The organism is Lamprobacter sp., assembly GCF_034860625.1.
In the GTDB taxonomy this organism is placed as follows: Bacteria; Pseudomonadota; Gammaproteobacteria; order Chromatiales; family Chromatiaceae; genus Lamprobacter.
This window is the reverse complement of the sequence record NZ_JAYESN010000097.1, coordinates 1-15,070: the sequence shown is the minus strand read 5'-3', so window position 1 is coordinate 15,070 and position 15,070 is coordinate 1. Positions and strand designations below refer to the sequence as shown.

General features: G+C 64.2%; 13 protein-coding genes. 3 read left to right on the top strand and 10 right to left on the bottom strand.

From position 1 onward, the window contains the following. The 8 genes from VBE63_RS19245 to VBE63_RS19210 all read right to left on the bottom strand — a co-directional run. Positions 1-645 (bottom strand): histidine kinase dimerization/phospho-acceptor domain-containing protein (locus VBE63_RS19245; protein WP_416274587.1); only part of this gene is annotated, 645 nt, incomplete at its 3' end. A gap of 98 nt (positions 646-743) precedes the next feature. Then, entirely contained in the window at positions 744-3,074 is a 2,331-nt protein-coding gene (locus VBE63_RS19240; protein WP_323684635.1) for a PAS domain S-box protein, read from the bottom strand. Next, the gene (locus VBE63_RS19235; protein ID WP_323684634.1) at positions 3,064-4,632 is read right to left on the bottom strand and encodes a response regulator; all 1,569 of its coding nucleotides are present in this window, start codon (positions 4,630-4,632) and stop codon (positions 3,064-3,066) included. Before VBE63_RS19235 ends, VBE63_RS19240 begins: the two co-directional genes overlap by 11 nt. 153 nt (positions 4,633-4,785) lie before the next feature. Then, the gene (locus tag VBE63_RS19230; RefSeq protein ID WP_323684633.1) at positions 4,786-5,820 is read right to left on the bottom strand and encodes a two-component system response regulator; all 1,035 of its coding nucleotides are present in this window, start codon (positions 5,818-5,820) and stop codon (positions 4,786-4,788) included. Between the two features lie 139 nt (positions 5,821-5,959). Then, positions 5,960-7,495: a DEAD/DEAH box helicase gene (locus VBE63_RS19225; protein ID WP_323684632.1), complete on the bottom strand. Its 1,536-nt coding sequence runs from the start codon at positions 7,493-7,495 to the stop codon at positions 5,960-5,962. A gap of 84 nt (positions 7,496-7,579) precedes the next feature. Beyond that, positions 7,580-7,996 carry a type II toxin-antitoxin system VapC family toxin gene (locus VBE63_RS19220; protein WP_323684631.1) on the bottom strand — a complete coding sequence of 139 codons (417 nt, stop codon included), beginning with the start codon at positions 7,994-7,996 and terminating at the stop codon, positions 7,580-7,582. Then, positions 7,977-8,231 carry a ribbon-helix-helix protein, CopG family gene (locus tag VBE63_RS19215; RefSeq protein WP_323684630.1) on the bottom strand — a complete coding sequence of 85 codons (255 nt, stop codon included), beginning with the start codon at positions 8,229-8,231 and terminating at the stop codon, positions 7,977-7,979. The genes VBE63_RS19220 and VBE63_RS19215 overlap by 20 nt, the downstream gene beginning before the upstream one ends. 344 nt (positions 8,232-8,575) lie before the next feature. Continuing rightward, positions 8,576-9,841, bottom strand: coding sequence for a tetratricopeptide repeat protein (locus tag VBE63_RS19210; RefSeq protein WP_323684629.1), 1,266 nt, complete (start codon positions 9,839-9,841; stop codon positions 8,576-8,578). Between VBE63_RS19210 and VBE63_RS19205 the strand changes: the two genes are divergently transcribed. Beyond that, complete coding sequence (locus VBE63_RS19205) at positions 9,801-10,880, top strand: AraC family transcriptional regulator (RefSeq protein ID WP_323684628.1); 1,080 nt, start codon at positions 9,801-9,803, stop codon at positions 10,878-10,880. The two genes, VBE63_RS19210 and VBE63_RS19205, sit on opposite strands and share 41 nt — an antisense overlap. Positions 10,881-10,904: 24 nt before the next feature. Here the strand turns inward: VBE63_RS19205 and VBE63_RS19200 are convergent, their stop codons facing one another. Then, the gene (locus tag VBE63_RS19200) at positions 10,905-11,069 is read right to left on the bottom strand and encodes a hypothetical protein (RefSeq protein WP_323684627.1); all 165 of its coding nucleotides are present in this window, start codon (positions 11,067-11,069) and stop codon (positions 10,905-10,907) included. Positions 11,070-11,119: 50 nt separating this feature from the next. On the opposite strand from VBE63_RS19200, the gene VBE63_RS19195 reads away from it, so the two are divergent. Then, positions 11,120-13,606: a diguanylate cyclase gene (locus tag VBE63_RS19195; protein WP_323684626.1), complete on the top strand. Its 2,487-nt coding sequence runs from the start codon at positions 11,120-11,122 to the stop codon at positions 13,604-13,606. Positions 13,607-13,864: 258 nt separating this feature from the next. After that, positions 13,865-14,287 carry a hypothetical protein gene (locus VBE63_RS19190; protein WP_323684625.1) on the top strand — a complete coding sequence of 141 codons (423 nt, stop codon included), beginning with the start codon at positions 13,865-13,867 and terminating at the stop codon, positions 14,285-14,287. Here VBE63_RS19190 and VBE63_RS19185 read toward each other — a convergent pair. Beyond that, positions 14,246-14,815 (bottom strand): Fic family protein, encoded by a 570-nt coding sequence (locus VBE63_RS19185; protein WP_323684637.1) that lies wholly within the window; start codon positions 14,813-14,815, stop codon positions 14,246-14,248. The two genes, VBE63_RS19190 and VBE63_RS19185, sit on opposite strands and share 42 nt — an antisense overlap. Positions 14,816-15,070 lie beyond the last annotated feature (255 nt).

The window sequence follows — 15,070 nt, the reverse complement described above, 5'->3', positions numbered from 1 at the left end:
ATCCAGGATGTCGTTGATGATGCCGAGCAGCGCCTCGGCCGAGCGATGCGCCTTCTCGATGTAATTGCGCTGGCGCGCATCGAGATCGGTCTGCAGCGCCAGATGCGACATGCCGAGGATGGCATTCATCGGCGTGCGGATCTCGTGGCTCATGTTGGCCAGGAACTCGGATTTGGCGCGGGTGGCGGCCTCGGCGGCGTCGCGTGCCTGCGCCAACTCCTGCTGCGCGGCCTTGCGCTCGGTAAAGTCCATCAGCCAGCCGAGGATGCTGGACTCGCCGTGGTAGTCGAGCTTGACGAAGCTGGCCAGCATGTAGCCGATGCTGCCGTCGTTGCGGCGCATCTCGACCTCGAAGTTGGTGACTTGCCCATCGCGCTCTAGGTGCTCGAGCATCTGCCGGCGTTGGGAGAGGTTGGCGTAGATGTTGATGGCCGAGTCGCCAACCGAGAGTGAGAAGGCCTTCTGGAAGCTCGGATTGGCGAGACGGATGCTGCCGCCAACCGTGATGGCCGCGCTCAGCGGGCTCGAGTCGAGGATGTTCTGCAGCTGCTGACGCTCGGCGATCAAGGCGTTTTGAGCACTGACGCGCTCGGCGATGTCCTTGAACACCAGCACGGCACCGATCGGCTGCCCGCCCTTGCGCATCGGCACCATCTCGTATTCGACCAGCAGCGCCGAGCCGTCTTGGCGCCACAGCAGGTCTTGCTCGATGCGGCGCCGTTGACCGTCGGCCAGGGTGTGATTCATCGGGCAGTCGGCCTCTGCGAAGGGCTGGCCGTCGGCATCGCGATAGTGCAGAGTGGCATGCAGTGGCACACGCCGATCAGCGCCTCCGGTGCATAACCGAGCAGCTCGCCGGCGGCGCGGTTGCAGAAGCTGATGGTGCCTTCCAGATCGAGGCCCATGATGCCCTCGCCGGCGGAATCGAGGATCAGTGCATTGCGCTCGCGCGCGGCCTCGCTCTCGGCCTCGGCGCGACGCAGGGCGGTGCGGTCGAAGGCGGCGCCGTCGATGCGTATTGGCCGACCTTGGTCGTCCAGGCTGGTGCCGCCGCGGGCGGCGATGACGTGCTCGCTACCATCGGGCCAGCACACCCGGTATTCGATCTCGAGCGGACGCTCGCCACGCAGGCTGGCGTTGAAATCGGCGAGTACCCAGGCGCGATCCTCGGGATGGATGCGATCGGTCCAGCCCTCGAGCGTCGCTGGCTGGTCTTCCGGCAGACCGAGCAACTGCGCGACGCGCTTGTCCCAACTCCAGCGGTTGCTCAGCAGGTCACCGCTCCAGAGCCCAACCTCGGCGGCATCCAGGGCCAGATTGCGGGTGGTTTCGGCCTCGCGCAGCGCCAAGGCGATCTGCTTGGTTTCGGTGAGATCCTGCGCGATGCCGACGAAGTGGGTGATCTGTCCGACCTCGTCGGCCACCGGCGCGATCGAGAGCGACACCCAGTAGTGCTCGCCGTTCTTCTTGCAGTTGCACAGCTCGCCGTGCCAGGTCTGGCCGCTGAGGATGGTCGACCACAGTTGTTGGTAGATCTCGGTCGGGGTGTGATCGCTCTTGAGCAGGCGCGGATTCTCGCCGAGCGCCTCCTCGGCGCTGTAGCCGGTGATCTGGCAGAAGGTCGGGTTGACATGCTCGATGCGCCCGTCGCGGTCGGTGACGATGATGCAGAGCGGATTCTGCTCGACCGCCTGGACGTACTTGCGCAGGTCATGGGTGCGCTCCTCGACCATCTCGTTGAGTCGGCCACGGGCGCGCTCGCCGAGCCAGATCAGGGCGATGATCAGCCCCAAGGCGAGTAGTACGACGCCGCCTAAGGCGCTGAGCAGCGGGGTGCGCAGGGCACGATAGGGCTCCAGGGCCTCATCCAGATCCATCTCGGTGGCGATGCCGAGCCCGAGCGTCTTGGACCAGCTCCAGACACCAATCACCAGGACGCCGCGATAGTCACGGTAGCCTTGGGCGTCGATGCCATCCTCGGCGCGCAGCGCGGCCTGTGTCATCCGGGTCAGCGGCCAGGTGTCGGGTGGGCCGGCTGGTTGATGGCCGCGGCTCAGATCGCCGCCTGGGTCGGCGATGCGCAAACCCGGCTTGGCCTCAAACCCGACCACCGGCGCCTGCTCGAAGCGGGATGGGGTGAGCAGATGGCCGCGCGTATCGAACAGGTAGGTCTCGCCGCTGCGGCCGAGCTGTCCGAACGCGGTGATCTGCCGCAGTGCTTGCGCCGGGTCCAGTCGCAGGCCAAGCAGGGCGCGCATACCCTGAGCATCCATGACCGGTGCGAGCAGAAACAGCGCTTGCGGCAAGCAGTCGGCGCCGGTCTTCTCCTGATTCGGCGCGCTGGGCGGGATGAACAGGCGCTCGCCGCTCAACAGTCGGGCGAAGTCAAACGGGTTGCAGCGTGCCACCGGATGCAGCTCGCCGCGCTGCCCCGGCTCGGCGGCGGCCAGCACGCGGCCTTCGAGTGAAAGCAGGAAGACATCCACTGCGTTGCTGAGGGCGCGGTTCTCGGTTAGGCGCTCGCGCGCCAGCTTCAGTTCAGGGCTGCCGAGCAGCGGCTGGGCCGGCGTCTTGGCGGCCGCGAGCAAGGCCTCGAGCAGCGGCATCAGCTGCGGATCATTGGCGATGCGCTCGGTTTCGCGCTGATGGTTCTCGACCCACATCTGCATTGCCTGCTCGGTGGCGCGATTCATCGCCCAGAGCGTCTCGGCCTTGTCGGTGCGTAGGCGTTGTTCAATCTGGCTCAGCCCCTGTTGCGCCAGTGCCAGCGCCAGCGCTAGGAACAGGCCAACCAGCGCGAGTGCCAACAGCATGACACCGCGACGCTCGATCAGATGATCCTCGCTGCCGCGGCGCAGTCGGCGCAGCAGCGCAAGGGTGAGCGCGATGCTGACGCCAATGGTGATGGCCCAGGTGATAAAGGCGATCGGTGCGAGCGCGGCGACGCCAGGGCTGGCATCGGCGAGCGCGGCTGCGCATGGGATGATCGCGAGGGCTGATGCGGCGAGCAGGTAGCGGAGGCGATGCGCCGGCCAAGGGCGACGAGAACCGGACCCGCTCTGCTCAGCGACCATGATGCGCGGGCAGGGTCACGCTGAAGCAGGTGCGCTCTTTTTCGGTGCTGATGAAGCTGATCGAGCCGCCGAGCACCTCGGCCATCAGCTTGGCGCTGTAGGTGCCGAGTCCGGAGCCGTCTTCCTTACCGAAGGTGGCGCCTTTCTCGAACAGACGCTCACGGATCGCGGCGGGCACCAAGGCCGGGTTCATCACATGCACCTTGATTTGGCCTTCGCCGTGCTCGAAGCGGATGCGCACGCTGCCGCGGGCGGCGGTGGCCTCGATGGCGTTGCGGATCAGGTTGGCGAGGATGGTGTAGATGAGCAGGCGCTCGCCAGAGGCGACCAGCGCCTCTGGCCGATCGTGCTCTTGCAGCAACAGCTCGACCATGCCGGCACGCGCCAACGGCTGTAGGTCGCGCATCACGCGCTGCGCCAGATCAACCAAGTTCACCGGTGCCAGCTTAGGCGTGTATTCGCCGCGCTCGATGCGCAACAACTCGACCGAGAAGTTCACCAACTCGCTGACGGTGAAGGCCGCCTGCTCAATCTTCTCGCGCAGCTCCTGCTGCACCGGGGTCAGGTAGCCCTGCTCGCCGAGCTCGTCGGCATAGCCGATGATGGCAGTGAGCGGGTTGCGGATGTCGTGGCGCACCATGCGGTCGATGTCTTCTTGTAGGCGGATGTGCGCGACGGTGAGGTCGAGTTGTTCACGCAGCGCATCGGCGGCGTCCTTGAGGCGCAGCTGGGTCTCGATGCGCGCCTTGAGGATAATGGGTTGGATCGGTTTGACGATATAGTCATCCGCGCCCGCGGTGAGGCCGGTCGCGACTTCGTCGTTGGTCCATTTGGCGGTGACGAAGATGACTGGGATCGAGGCAGTGCGCGGATTCTGCTTGAGCTTGCTCAGCACCTCCATGCCGTCCATCTCCGGCATCATGATATCGAGCAGGATCAGGTCGGGCGGTGGCTGGGCGGCGGCCACCTTGAGGGCGATGCGGCCGTTGATCGCGGCCTTGACGTTGTATTGCGGTTTCAGCGCCTCGGCGACGATCTCGATATTGTCAGGCTCGTCATCGACAGTGAGGATGATGCGCTGGCGTGGGCCGGATTGGGCCTCCAGCGCTCGACTGAGCGGATTGGACGGGTCAGCTCCGGTTGGCACGTGCATGGCGCTGGCGCCGTATTTGAGGGCGCTTCTGACGCGCTTGGCCAGTGACTCTGAGGTGAAGGGCTTGGCGACGAAGTCGGTGACACCGCACTTGATCGCCTCGGCGACCTTGGTGCGCTCGATCTCCCCAGTCACCATCAGAAACGGGAGCTTGGCGGTTTTCGGGTTAGCGCGAATCTGCCGCAGCAGTTCGACCCCATTCATCTTCGGCATGTGCCAGTCGGCGAGCACCATGTCGACGCGCAGGCGCTCACGCTCGCGCTTGAGCAGATTCAGCGCCTCTTGACCATCGGCGGCCGCGGCCACGACCTCGAAGCCTTGGTCCTCGAGGGCAAAGCGCAGGGTTTGCAACATCGTCGGGATGTCGTCGACGATCAGTAACCGAGTCGGGATGTCATCGCTCATGTGCAGGCCGCTCATGTGCAGGCTTCATATTCAAAAAGTGTCCAACAACGGCTTCCCGGTCGGGTGACCACGCTAAGGCGATCATCGGGGAAGTAGAGCCCATGGACAGCGACTCAACGCTTGTCTAGGCCAATCGATGTTGGTATCAGATCGCTAGGTCACCATGCCGTCTTCCGCATACCGGCTGCGAATCGCTAGGATCTCCGGCATCGCCTCCAGGAACACCGGGATCAGGTCCGGATCGAAGTGGGTGCCGCGGCTGTCACGGAACAGGTCGAGCGCCTTTTCGACTGGCCAAGCAGGCTTATAGGGACGTACCGAGGTCAGGGCATCGAAGACATCGGCGATGGCGACGATGCGGCCGACCTGCGGGATCTGCTCGCCGGCGAGTCCGTTCGGGTAGCCGCTGCCGTCCCACTTCTCGTGGTGCGTCAGGGCGACCACGCGCGCCATCTCGAGCAGTTCCGAGCCGTCCGCATCGCCGATGATGTCGGCGCCAATCTGGGCGTGGGTGCGCATGATGTCCCATTCCTCAGGCGTGAGCTTGCCAGGTTTTTGCAAGATGCTATCAGGGATGCCGATCTTGCCGACATCGTGCATGGGGGCGGCATTCAGCAGCAGGTCCACATTGCGCTCCTCCATGCCGATGGCGCGGCCGATGATGGCGGCGAAATGACTCATGCGGATGACATGCAGTCCGGTCTCGTTGTCCTTGTATTCCGCCGCGCGTCCGAGCCGGCGGATGATCGCCAGCCGGGTCTCGTTCAGCTGCGAGGTCTGCTCGCGGACCTTGATGTCGAGGATGCGGTTCTGATCGTAGAGGGCGAGTTGGGTGTGCACCCGGGCCTGGACGATCGGTGGACTGATCGGCTTGGTGATGTAGTCGACAGCGCCGAGTTCGAGGCCCCGAATCTCGTCGTCGAGGCCGATCTTGGCGGTGATGAAGATGATCGGAATGTGGCGGGTGCTGAGATCGGCCTTGAGCTGCCGGCAGACCTCGAAGCCGTCCATGCCGGGCATCATGATATCGAGCAGGATCATATCGGGCGGCTCGCCCGAGCGGGCGATGCGCAAGGCGCGTTCGCCGCGGGTGGCGGCCTTGACGTTGTAAGCGTCCTTCAGGCATTCGACCAAGAGGTCGATGTTGGCCGGCTCATCGTCAACGACGAGGATGGTTTGTTGATGCATTGGACCCTGCTCTCCTGTCATCTAAGGCGCAACCCTGTCATCTAAAGCCCAACCGGCACGCCTGAATCAGGTTGTGCCGACCACCGCTGATCAACGATACCAGAGACGAGGGGGCTCGTTTATTGCTGCAGCGCTCGTTTTAGCGCTTCTTGTTGCTAGGCCGGCTAGGCCCATCAGTGTCGGGGCGGCGCTTGGGTGGCGCGAAGCCGGCGTCGATTTGCTCGACACCAGCACTGCTGGAGGCGCTGGGCTGTCGCCGTTTGCCGATGTTCTTGCGGTCGCGGTGACGCTGCTTCGGCTTAGGGGCTTCGGCATTGGCTGCGCCTTTGGCGTTGGCGGCATAGGGGCTGGCGGCATAGGGGCTGGAGTTCGCATCGCCCTTGGCTGCAGGCTTGGTGCTGGTCTTGGCGTTGGTGCTTGGGCGGCTGTTGCCGGCCTTGCTGGCTGACGTCTTGCCCGCCTTCTTGCCGGCCTTGCCCGCGAGCTTGCCGCCGGGCTTGCGACCTGATTTCCGCTTTGGGTTGGGGCCTTTGAAGAGGGCCTCGAGACCCGGCAGGCGACGCAGCTCGACCTCGATGCCGAGCCAGCGGCTGATCGACTCCATCTTGTTCCATTCCGGCGCCGAGACTAGCGAGATGGCGATGCCGGCCTGACCCGCGCGGCCAGTGCGGCCGGTGCGATGCAGATAGTCCTCGCCGCTGCGCGGGATGTCGAGATTGATCACGCGCTCGACGCCGGTCAGGTCCAACCCGCGCGCGGCGACGTCGGAGGCGACCAGCACCGAGACCTGGCTGCGCTCGAATAGGCCCATCACCCGTTTGCGCTCGCGCTGATCGAGCTCGCCATGCAGCACGGCGGCGCGCACCTGCTCGCCGACCAGGAAGGTGCCGATGGCATCGGCGCGGGCGCGGGTATTGGTGAACACCAGCGCCTTTTGATACGCCTCGTTTTGCAGCAGCCAGAGCAGCAGCGCCTGCTTGTGCGGCAGTTCGTCGCTGAGGATGAGTTGATGGCTGATATCGGGATGCGCGGCGCGGATGGCGTCGATCTCGATCACCAGCGGATTGTTCAGCAGATGATCGGTGATTGGGCGCAGTCCGCCATGCTTGAGCGTGGCCGAGAACAGTAGCGATTGGCGCTCGCGATTGCTGGCGCCAATGATGCTGATGACGTCGGCGGCGAAGCCGAGGTCGAGCATGCGATCGGCCTCATCGAGCACCAGAAAGCTGAGCTGCGTCAGATCGGCCTCGCCGGTCTCGAGATGCTCGAGCAGTCGGCCCGGAGTGGCGATGACCAGGTCCGGGTTCTTGCGCAGCGCCGAGACCTGGCGACCGCGATCCTCACCGCCGACGATCACCGTGGAGGTGAGTCGGGTGCGGCTGCCGAGGCTGAGGAATTCGCTCTGGGTCTGGCTGGCCAGCTCGCGCGTCGGCACCAGCACCAGGGCGCGGATGCCGCCATCGGGCGCCGGCTCCTCGCTGAGGCGCTGCAGCATCGGCAGCAGAAAGGCGCCGGTCTTACCGGAGCCGGTGGCCGCCGAGGCGAGCAGGTCGCGGCCCTCGAGCACGGCCGGGATCACCCGCTGCTGTACCGGTGTCGGCTGCTGCCAGCCGGCGTTGGCGATCGCGCGCTGCAGCGGCTCGTCGAGATCGAAGGCGTCGAAGGTGTTGGTCATGGTGGTTGTCTTGTGCTTCTGCGGATGCTGGTTATAGAGACCGCCGCAGGGCGCTTAGGACCAGGCGGTTTGGTCCAGGCGGGGTTAACCGAACGCATGAAAGAGGTTGTGGAAACCGCGCCGGTCTTGCATGCGATAGACCGTAAAATCGGAATCGACGCTGGCAACCGTCATGATACGCCGCCGCTCGCAGAGTGCGACCAGGGAAGCATCGGCGAAATCAGCGGGTAGGTCGTGGTACTTCTCTATCAGGGCGCGAATCCGTGGCAGGTCGTTCGCGGTCTCGGTATCCAGCAGCAGTGCCGATTCCGCCCAGAACAGAAAGTCCCGCTGCGCCTGGCTGGCAAAATCCAGCATGTAGACCACCTCGGTGATCACCGGGAGGTTCGTGATCAGCGGTCCGGGCTGCGCCTTGATAAAGGCCAGCGCCGCCTGATGAAAGCGATCGGAGCCGTCGAAGAGCGCGATCAGCGGGCCGCTGTCAACGACGATGCTTTGCATCCAGCCGCTCCCGAATCAATGCCTTGCGTTGTTGGCTGCGGTTGGTTTCGCCGCTGGCATAGCGGCCAAACAAGGGTTCGCCCAGCTGATACGGTGTTGATGCCTCGGGCGCATAACGGGCGAGCTTTTCACGAATCGCCTCGCGCACGAAGGTGGATTGGGTAACGCCTGACTGCTCCAGATGCTGACGCAGTGCCTCCTGCGTCTGCTGATCGAGTCGGATTGAGAGTGTCATCGCCTAGCCCGTGTAATACAAAGATGTATTACACCTGAGTCTAGGCCGATTGAGCGATCCTGACAAGCGGGGTACGCGTGGAGTCGCACGCGGCCTGTTCCCTGCTGTCCCTCAACTCCCGAGGCACAATCTGAGTGTACATGCGCGATACCTACGGGTTCCGACTGTCACGCCAGGATGAGCAGTTGTTCGCGGCCTGGAACGACCTTAATCCGGTCGACGCCTGGGAATCGCAACGCCAGCAGCGGATCGCGCGATTGCAAGGGAATGGGGAATCGATATGTGCTGGGCGAGCAGGGCTACTGAACCCTCCTGAACTGACGCTGTGGTCGTGCGTGACCGACTCAGGGCCGCCTGCGTTCATTGTTGCCTCGTGCGTGCTCCAAGGCTAGCGCGTGGATGGTCGCATAGCGTGTGTTCTCGGGCGCAAGCGCGGCGGCGCGGGTAAGGGATTGGATCGCGGCGGGGAACTGCCCCTGCCGGACCCTCAGCAGCCCGAGCGCATGATGGAGACTGGCCGCGTCCGGCAGGCGCTCCAGACCCTGCTGGAGGAGTGCTTCACCATCCCTGTCTCGACCCAGCGCGCGGTACAGATCGGCGAGATTGACATAGGCGGGTGCAAAGGTCGGATCGAGCCGCAGCGCTGTGCGATAGGCCTGCTCCGCCGCTTCGGGCCGTTGCAGGTCGCTGTCCAGTAGGCCGAGGTTGAGATGCGACTCGGGACGCTCGGCATTGGCGAGCTGGGTTGCGCGATACTCCTCCAACCCCAGCGCAAGACGCGCCCGGGCGTCTTCATTCAAGTCGGCCGGCGCGCCACTGGCCAGGGGCGCCAGAACCCGCGCCGCCTCAACGCGCACCGCCAGCACGGCATCGTCCAGCAGCGGCCAGGCCAGCGCCATCCGGGTGTGCGGATCGGCCTGATCAAGCACGCCCAGCGCCGCCGCGCGCACCAGATCGTCTGCATCGTTCAGCAGCGGGCGGAGGCGTTCCATCCGCGCGGCATCCAGCGGGCCGCTCAGCAGACTCAGCGCCGTCGCGCGGGCGATGCCCGGCTGCTCGGCGTCCGCCGCCAGGGTCAGAAGTCGGGCGTCGGCAGCGGGCGCGCCGGTGCGTCCGGCCTGGAGGACTTCGCCGAAATGCGCACGCCGGCTGAGGGACGGGCCGTACCAGTCCAGGGTCGCCTGCTCAGCCCAGGCGACCCTGCGGTCGGCATGACAGCCGTTGCAGGCGTTGGGTGTACCGAGCTTGCGCGTCAGATCCGGGCGGGGAATGCGCAGGCTGTGATCGGCGCGCGCGTCGACCACCATGTAGAGCGTCTGCGGCATGTGACAGGCGATGCAGGAGGCGCCCGTGGAGCCAGCGGGATGATGGTGATGGCGCTCGCTGGCGTAACGCTGCGGCTGATGGCACTGAGCGCACACCAAATCGCCGGGGACCTTGAGGGTCAGGCTGTGTGGGTCGTGACAGTCGGTGCAGGTCACGCCGTGCCGGTACATCTTGCTTTGGAGGAAGGAGCCGTAGGCGTAGACCTCGCCCTGGATCTGGCCGTCGGCGTGATAGAGGCCCCGATTGGCGGCGCTCGGTCTGCCGGCCGAGGGCATGGTGCGCATGGCCGTGGTGCGGGACTTGCCCGGTCTGATGGCTCGTGAAGGGCTTGACCCTGATGTCGTCATCCGCGCCCTGGGTTGTCATCCGGAACTGTTCGACGATGTCGACAACACCATTGCATTTCGCTCCGTCGGGCGCTTGCTGGAGCATGTCGCGGCGACGACTGCATGCGCCTACCCCGGTCTGGCGCTGGGTCGGCAGTCGGGGCTGGATGTCGCTGGCCCAGTTGGCCGGGCCACGCGGTTGGCGCCGACGCTCGGGGCTGGGCTGCGCCTGCTGATGCTGTACTTGCATCTGCATGATCGGGGCGCGGTGCCGTACCTCTGCGTCGATGGGCAGCAGGCACGGTTCGGCTATACGCTGTGGTGTACTGATGTGGTCGGGACGGACCATATCTATGACGGCGCACTGGCCATTGCCAGCAACATGATCGCGGAGCTGTGCGGGCCTGACTGGCGTGCCAGCGAGGTGCGATTCTTTCGCCAAGAACCGACGGACATCGCCGCATTCCAGCAGCATTTCAAAGCGCCGCTGCGGTTCGCGGCGCAGCAGGCGGCGATCCTTTTTCCCGCCTCCGATCTGAAGCGTCCTTGCGCCAGCGCCGATGCGGTTCAATACGCCAAGGCCAAGTCCGATCTTGAATCGCTTGGCAGCCTCTATGGTCCTGGTTTTTTGGATAAGGTCCGTCGCGTGATCTTGCGGTTATTGGTTTCCGGGCCGTGCCGCGGTCGGTCAGGCCCAGACCGCGCGGAGGTCGCGGAACTCTTTGCGCTGCACCCGCGCACCCTCAATCGCCGCCTGCGCGAAGAGGGCGTCACCTTCGCCGAGCTGCTCGCCGGAGCGCGCTATGATCTTGCGCGGCAGTTGTTGCGTGATACCCAGCTGTCGGTCGGCGACATTGCTTACGCGCTCGGCTATGCGGGCAGTGGGCCTTTCTCTCATGCCTTTCGTCATTGGTCAGGCGTGACCGCCGCGAGCTGGCGAAAGACGCATGGCGACCATCCCGCCACTGCTTCTGGAGGTCTGACTGGCTTGCGCTGACATCATTGAGTTGGTCTTTGGTCATTACAAGGCCTTCACTGAGCGCGGGGCATGGAGGAAGTTCTTCTTCTGGTCGATCAGGCGCAGGATCTCGTCGAGATCCCAGCCCGACAGCGGCTGCAGGGGGTCATGGTCGTCGGACCCTGTCGCGCAAAAAATATGGGGGTAGAACTGGTCAGCGGCTATCATTCGGTTTTTGGCCCGGCCAAGGGAGCCTTATGAAGAGCGGGATTGTCTGCGTGGCCAGAGAGCGAGCCGATGGCGCGAGCGGTAAAAGGCGTGCCGTTGCCCTGGTACGCTTGGCCTTTTTGTGTATCGCGCTGTGTACCGCATTCCCGGCTCTTGCCCAGGACAGCCTGACCCTACAACTGAAATGGCGCCATCAGTTTCAGTTCGCCGGCTACTACATGGCGTTGGAAAAGGGCTATTACCAAGACGCGGGGTTAGATGTTCGCCTCGTCGAGGCCGACGCGCACACAGATCCCGTCGCCGAGGTGATCTCCGGGGCGGCGCAGTTCGGCATCGCGAGCAGCGAACTGCTGCTGGCGCGACAGACGCAGCCGGTCGTCGCCCTTGCGCCGATCTTCCAGCACTCGCCGTTCGAGCTGCTGGCCCGCGCCGATCGCGCAAGCAATCTGCACGAACTGGTCGGACAGCCGATCATGCTCGAGCCTGGCTCGGCCGAGATCCTGGCCCTGTTCCTGAAGGAAGGCGTCAAGCCCGACCGGCTGAAGATCTTGCCCCATAGCCAGGGCATTGAGGCGCTGCTCAGCAACGCGGTGGTGGCGATCTCGGCCTATTCCACCACCGAACCGTTTTTGTTGCGCGAGGCCGGTTTGGCCTTCAATGAATTCTCGGCCCGCGCGGGCGACATCGATTTCTATGGCGACATCCTCTTTACCAGCGAATCTGAGCTGAAATCCAACCCCAAGCGCACCCGCGCCTTTCTCGACGCCAGTCTGCGAGGCTGGCACTACGCCATGGAGCACATCGATGAAAGCATCGAGCTGATCATGGTCAAGTACAACACCCAAGACCTCAGCCGCGCGTACTATCGCTTCGAGGCCGAGGAAAGCCGGCGTCTGATGCGCCCGGATCTGGTCGCGATTGGGCATATCAACCCCGGTCGCTGGCGACATATCGCCGATACCTATGCCGCGCTGGGCATGCTGCCAAAGCACTTCCCCTTGGATGGGTTTCTCTATGAGGCTGTCACGCATCGCGTCGACCCGGGGTTGATCGCCGCGCTGGTTTTGGCCGTGGCGACGGCGCTGACATTGGCTTTGCTGAGCTGGCGCGTACAGAGCCTGAATCGACGTCTACACGGGGAGATTGCGCAGCGCGAGCGGTTAAATCAAGAACTCGCCGAGAGCGAGGCACTGCATCGCCTGCTCACCGAGAACAGCGGCGATGTCATCTGGATGCTCGACCTGGCCAGTCAGCGGTTCGAGTATGTCAGTCCCTCGGTCGAACGCCTGCGTGGCTTTACCGCCGAGGAGGTGATCGCGCAACCCATGGAAGATGCCCTCACGCCGCAATCGGCGGAAAAGGTCACGGCCCTCATTGGCGAGACTATTGAGCGCCTGTTGGCGGGCGATACCGAGGCGGTTTATGTCACCACAGAGGTCGATCAACCCCATCGCGACGGTCACATCGTGCCAACAGAAGTGGTGACCACCTATCTGCTCGACCCGGCTGGTCAGCCCGTGAAGCTCCTTGGTATCACGCGCGACATCTCCGAACGCAGGGCGCTGGAGTCTGAGTTGCGGACCCGCCTTGCCGCTATCGAGGCGGCAGCCGACGCCATCGTCATCACCGACACACAAGGCCACCTGCTGTACGTCAATCCCGCCTTCACCGAGCAAACTGGTTATGATCCGGCATCGGTGAAAGGGCGTCATACCCGGCTGCTGAACAGCGGCAAACACGCCAAGGCGTTTTATGCGCAGCTCTGGCAGACCGTCTTAGCCGGTCGGATTTGGCGCGGCGAGTTGATCAATCGGCGCAAAAATGGCGAGTATTACGAGGAGGAAATGACCATCTCGCCGGTCAAGAGCGAGCAGGGCGCCATTGAGTATTTCGTCGCCGTCAAGCGCGATATTAGCGGGCAGCGGGCCATGGAGCGCGCGCTGCAGGCCGCGAACCAGGAACTGCAACAGAACCTCAACAAAATCACTCGCCTGCAGGAGATTCTTGCCGAACAGGCAATTCGCGACCCGCTGACCGGCCTGTATAACCGGCGTTATCTCGACGAGACCTTGCCACGCGAATTTGCCCGCGCCGAGCGCGAGGGCTATTCCTTGGCCGTCGCCATGGTCGATGTTGACTTCTTCAAGCGTATCAACGACACCTGGGGACACCAGGCCGGCGATGAGATGCTCAAGATGCTGGCCCAGTGCCTGCAAGCGGGGGTCCGCGAGGGCGACATCGTCTGTCGCTATGGCGGCGAGGAATTCCTGCTGTTGCTGCCGCGCATCGCCCCGGAGATCGCTTTCGAGCGCGCCGAGCGCATACGCCAGGATTTCGCCGCCCGCGAACTGGCGTGGGGCGAGGTCCGCATCCAGGCAACGCTGTCGCTTGGGCTGGCGAGTTTTCCCGACCATACCCAAACTGCCAACGCCCTGATCGAACAAGCTGACGCGGCGCTGTATCGCGCGAAGCGCACGGGCCGCAACCGAAGCGAAATTGCCTCAGCCGCCGCATCCGCCGTGATCGCCGAGCGATAGGCGATCTCCCGTCGCCTGAGCGGCGACACCGTCCGCCAGAAAGCAGGAAGGGCGAGAGGTTGCGCGATACGCTGCTCTCGGTCAGCGAGACTACCCGCACGCCGGTCTGAAGTTGTGCGGAATTTGTCGCGAATTATGCTTTTCCAGGCTGTGGTGAGGGGGGGAAATGCGGTCTCTCCTTCTGTACCGCTTCCGAAAATGCCAATGCCCGCATGTCGTCTGCGCTTATTCTCCGCTGCCTGCACTTCTGCGCTGGGCTTGCTGCTTGCCTCAACCGCCGTGATCGCCGAGGGGACGGGCAGCGGCTGGCAGTTCCGCGTCACCCCCTACCTTTGGTTGCCGGCGCTGGAAGGGAACGCGGGCGTCAACCGATCCGGTCTGCTGCTGCCGGACGGCTCAGCGGTTGGCCCGATCAGCCTGACGGCATCGACCAGCCCGGACAGTTACCAGGTCATCGACCGCAGCGACTTCGCGCTCGATCTGATGGCCGGCGCGCGCTATTTGACGCTGGACAGCGATCTCAAACTCAGTGTGCAGGGGCCGATTGGTCAGTTGTCCCGCCAGAATAAAGTGTCGCTGGACCAGGAGGCGTGGGACGGCATTGTCGGCCTGCGCGGCCAGGGCAATCGCATCAAGATATTAGCGGATACTGTTAGACAGCCTATCCTGCTTCCCGGATGATCCCCGCCCGGCTGCGGTCAGTCGATAGCGCTGTGAGCGGCTATTGGGTGTGTCGGGCCGGGTCATCTCGATCAATCCAGCCGCGAGCGCCGGCTTGAGATAGCGGGAGCGGAAGGATTGCCGGTCTTTCAGTCCCAGCCTCTCCTGCAGCGCTTCGCGGCTTAACTCGTCGTCGAGTAACCGCAGGAGCTTGCCGACTTGGGGGGTAACTTGGGGGGTGACTTGGGGGGTCGAACTGCGCAGCGCCGCCTCGATCATGCGCAGAATGAAGCGGATGAAGGGTGCCGAGTCGGTCTGTTCAGTGCTCTCGCGCAGTGCGTCGTAATACGCATGCTGGTGCGCGTGGACCAGGCTCTCGACCGGCAGGTCGGCGAACAGCGGATTCCAGCGGGCGAGAATCAAGCTTTGCCACAGCCGCCCCATGCGGCCATTGCCGTCGGCGAAGGGATGGATGTACTCGAACTCGTAATGGAACACCGAACTGGCGATCAGCGGATGTGCGTCGGTGCTGGCGAGCCAGTGAAGCAGCCTTTAGGCGGTCATCGCGTGCGTTCATCTGTCGAACCGCTGGAGCCGCAAGCGGCTGATAAAGGGATTGACATTGGCGCTGAGGTCAGGTGCCCAACGCGGGTCGCGCTAACGGCGGACCAAACGATACCGCTCGCCCTCGCGTTGCAATAGGCCGAGGTCTTCGAGGGCGGCGAGGGTATCGGCGATTCTGGGGGCGGTCTTCTTCGGTTCCCTGAAGTCGGCCGTCAGTTCCGCAAGCGTGCGTGCCTGGTT

What these genes read in the sequence shown, in the direction of transcription:
- VBE63_RS19240 (WP_323684635.1), bottom strand. Translation starts at nt 3,074, where the DNA reads ATGGTCGCTGAGCAGAGCGGGTCCGGTTCTCGTCGCCCTTGGCCGGCG.
- VBE63_RS19235 (WP_323684634.1), bottom strand. Translation starts at nt 4,632, where the DNA reads ATGAGCGATGACATCCCGACTCGGTTACTGATCGTCGACGACATCCCG.
- VBE63_RS19230 (WP_323684633.1), bottom strand. Translation starts at nt 5,820, where the DNA reads ATGCATCAACAAACCATCCTCGTCGTTGACGATGAGCCGGCCAACATC.
- VBE63_RS19225 (WP_323684632.1), bottom strand. Translation starts at nt 7,495, where the DNA reads ATGACCAACACCTTCGACGCCTTCGATCTCGACGAGCCGCTGCAGCGC.
- VBE63_RS19220 (WP_323684631.1), bottom strand. Translation starts at nt 7,996, where the DNA reads ATGCAAAGCATCGTCGTTGACAGCGGCCCGCTGATCGCGCTCTTCGAC.
- VBE63_RS19215 (WP_323684630.1), bottom strand. Translation starts at nt 8,231, where the DNA reads ATGACACTCTCAATCCGACTCGATCAGCAGACGCAGGAGGCACTGCGT.
- VBE63_RS19210 (WP_323684629.1), bottom strand. Translation starts at nt 9,841, where the DNA reads ATGCGCACCATGCCCTCGGCCGGCAGACCGAGCGCCGCCAATCGGGGC.
- VBE63_RS19200 (WP_323684627.1), bottom strand. Translation starts at nt 11,069, where the DNA reads ATGATAGCCGCTGACCAGTTCTACCCCCATATTTTTTGCGCGACAGGG.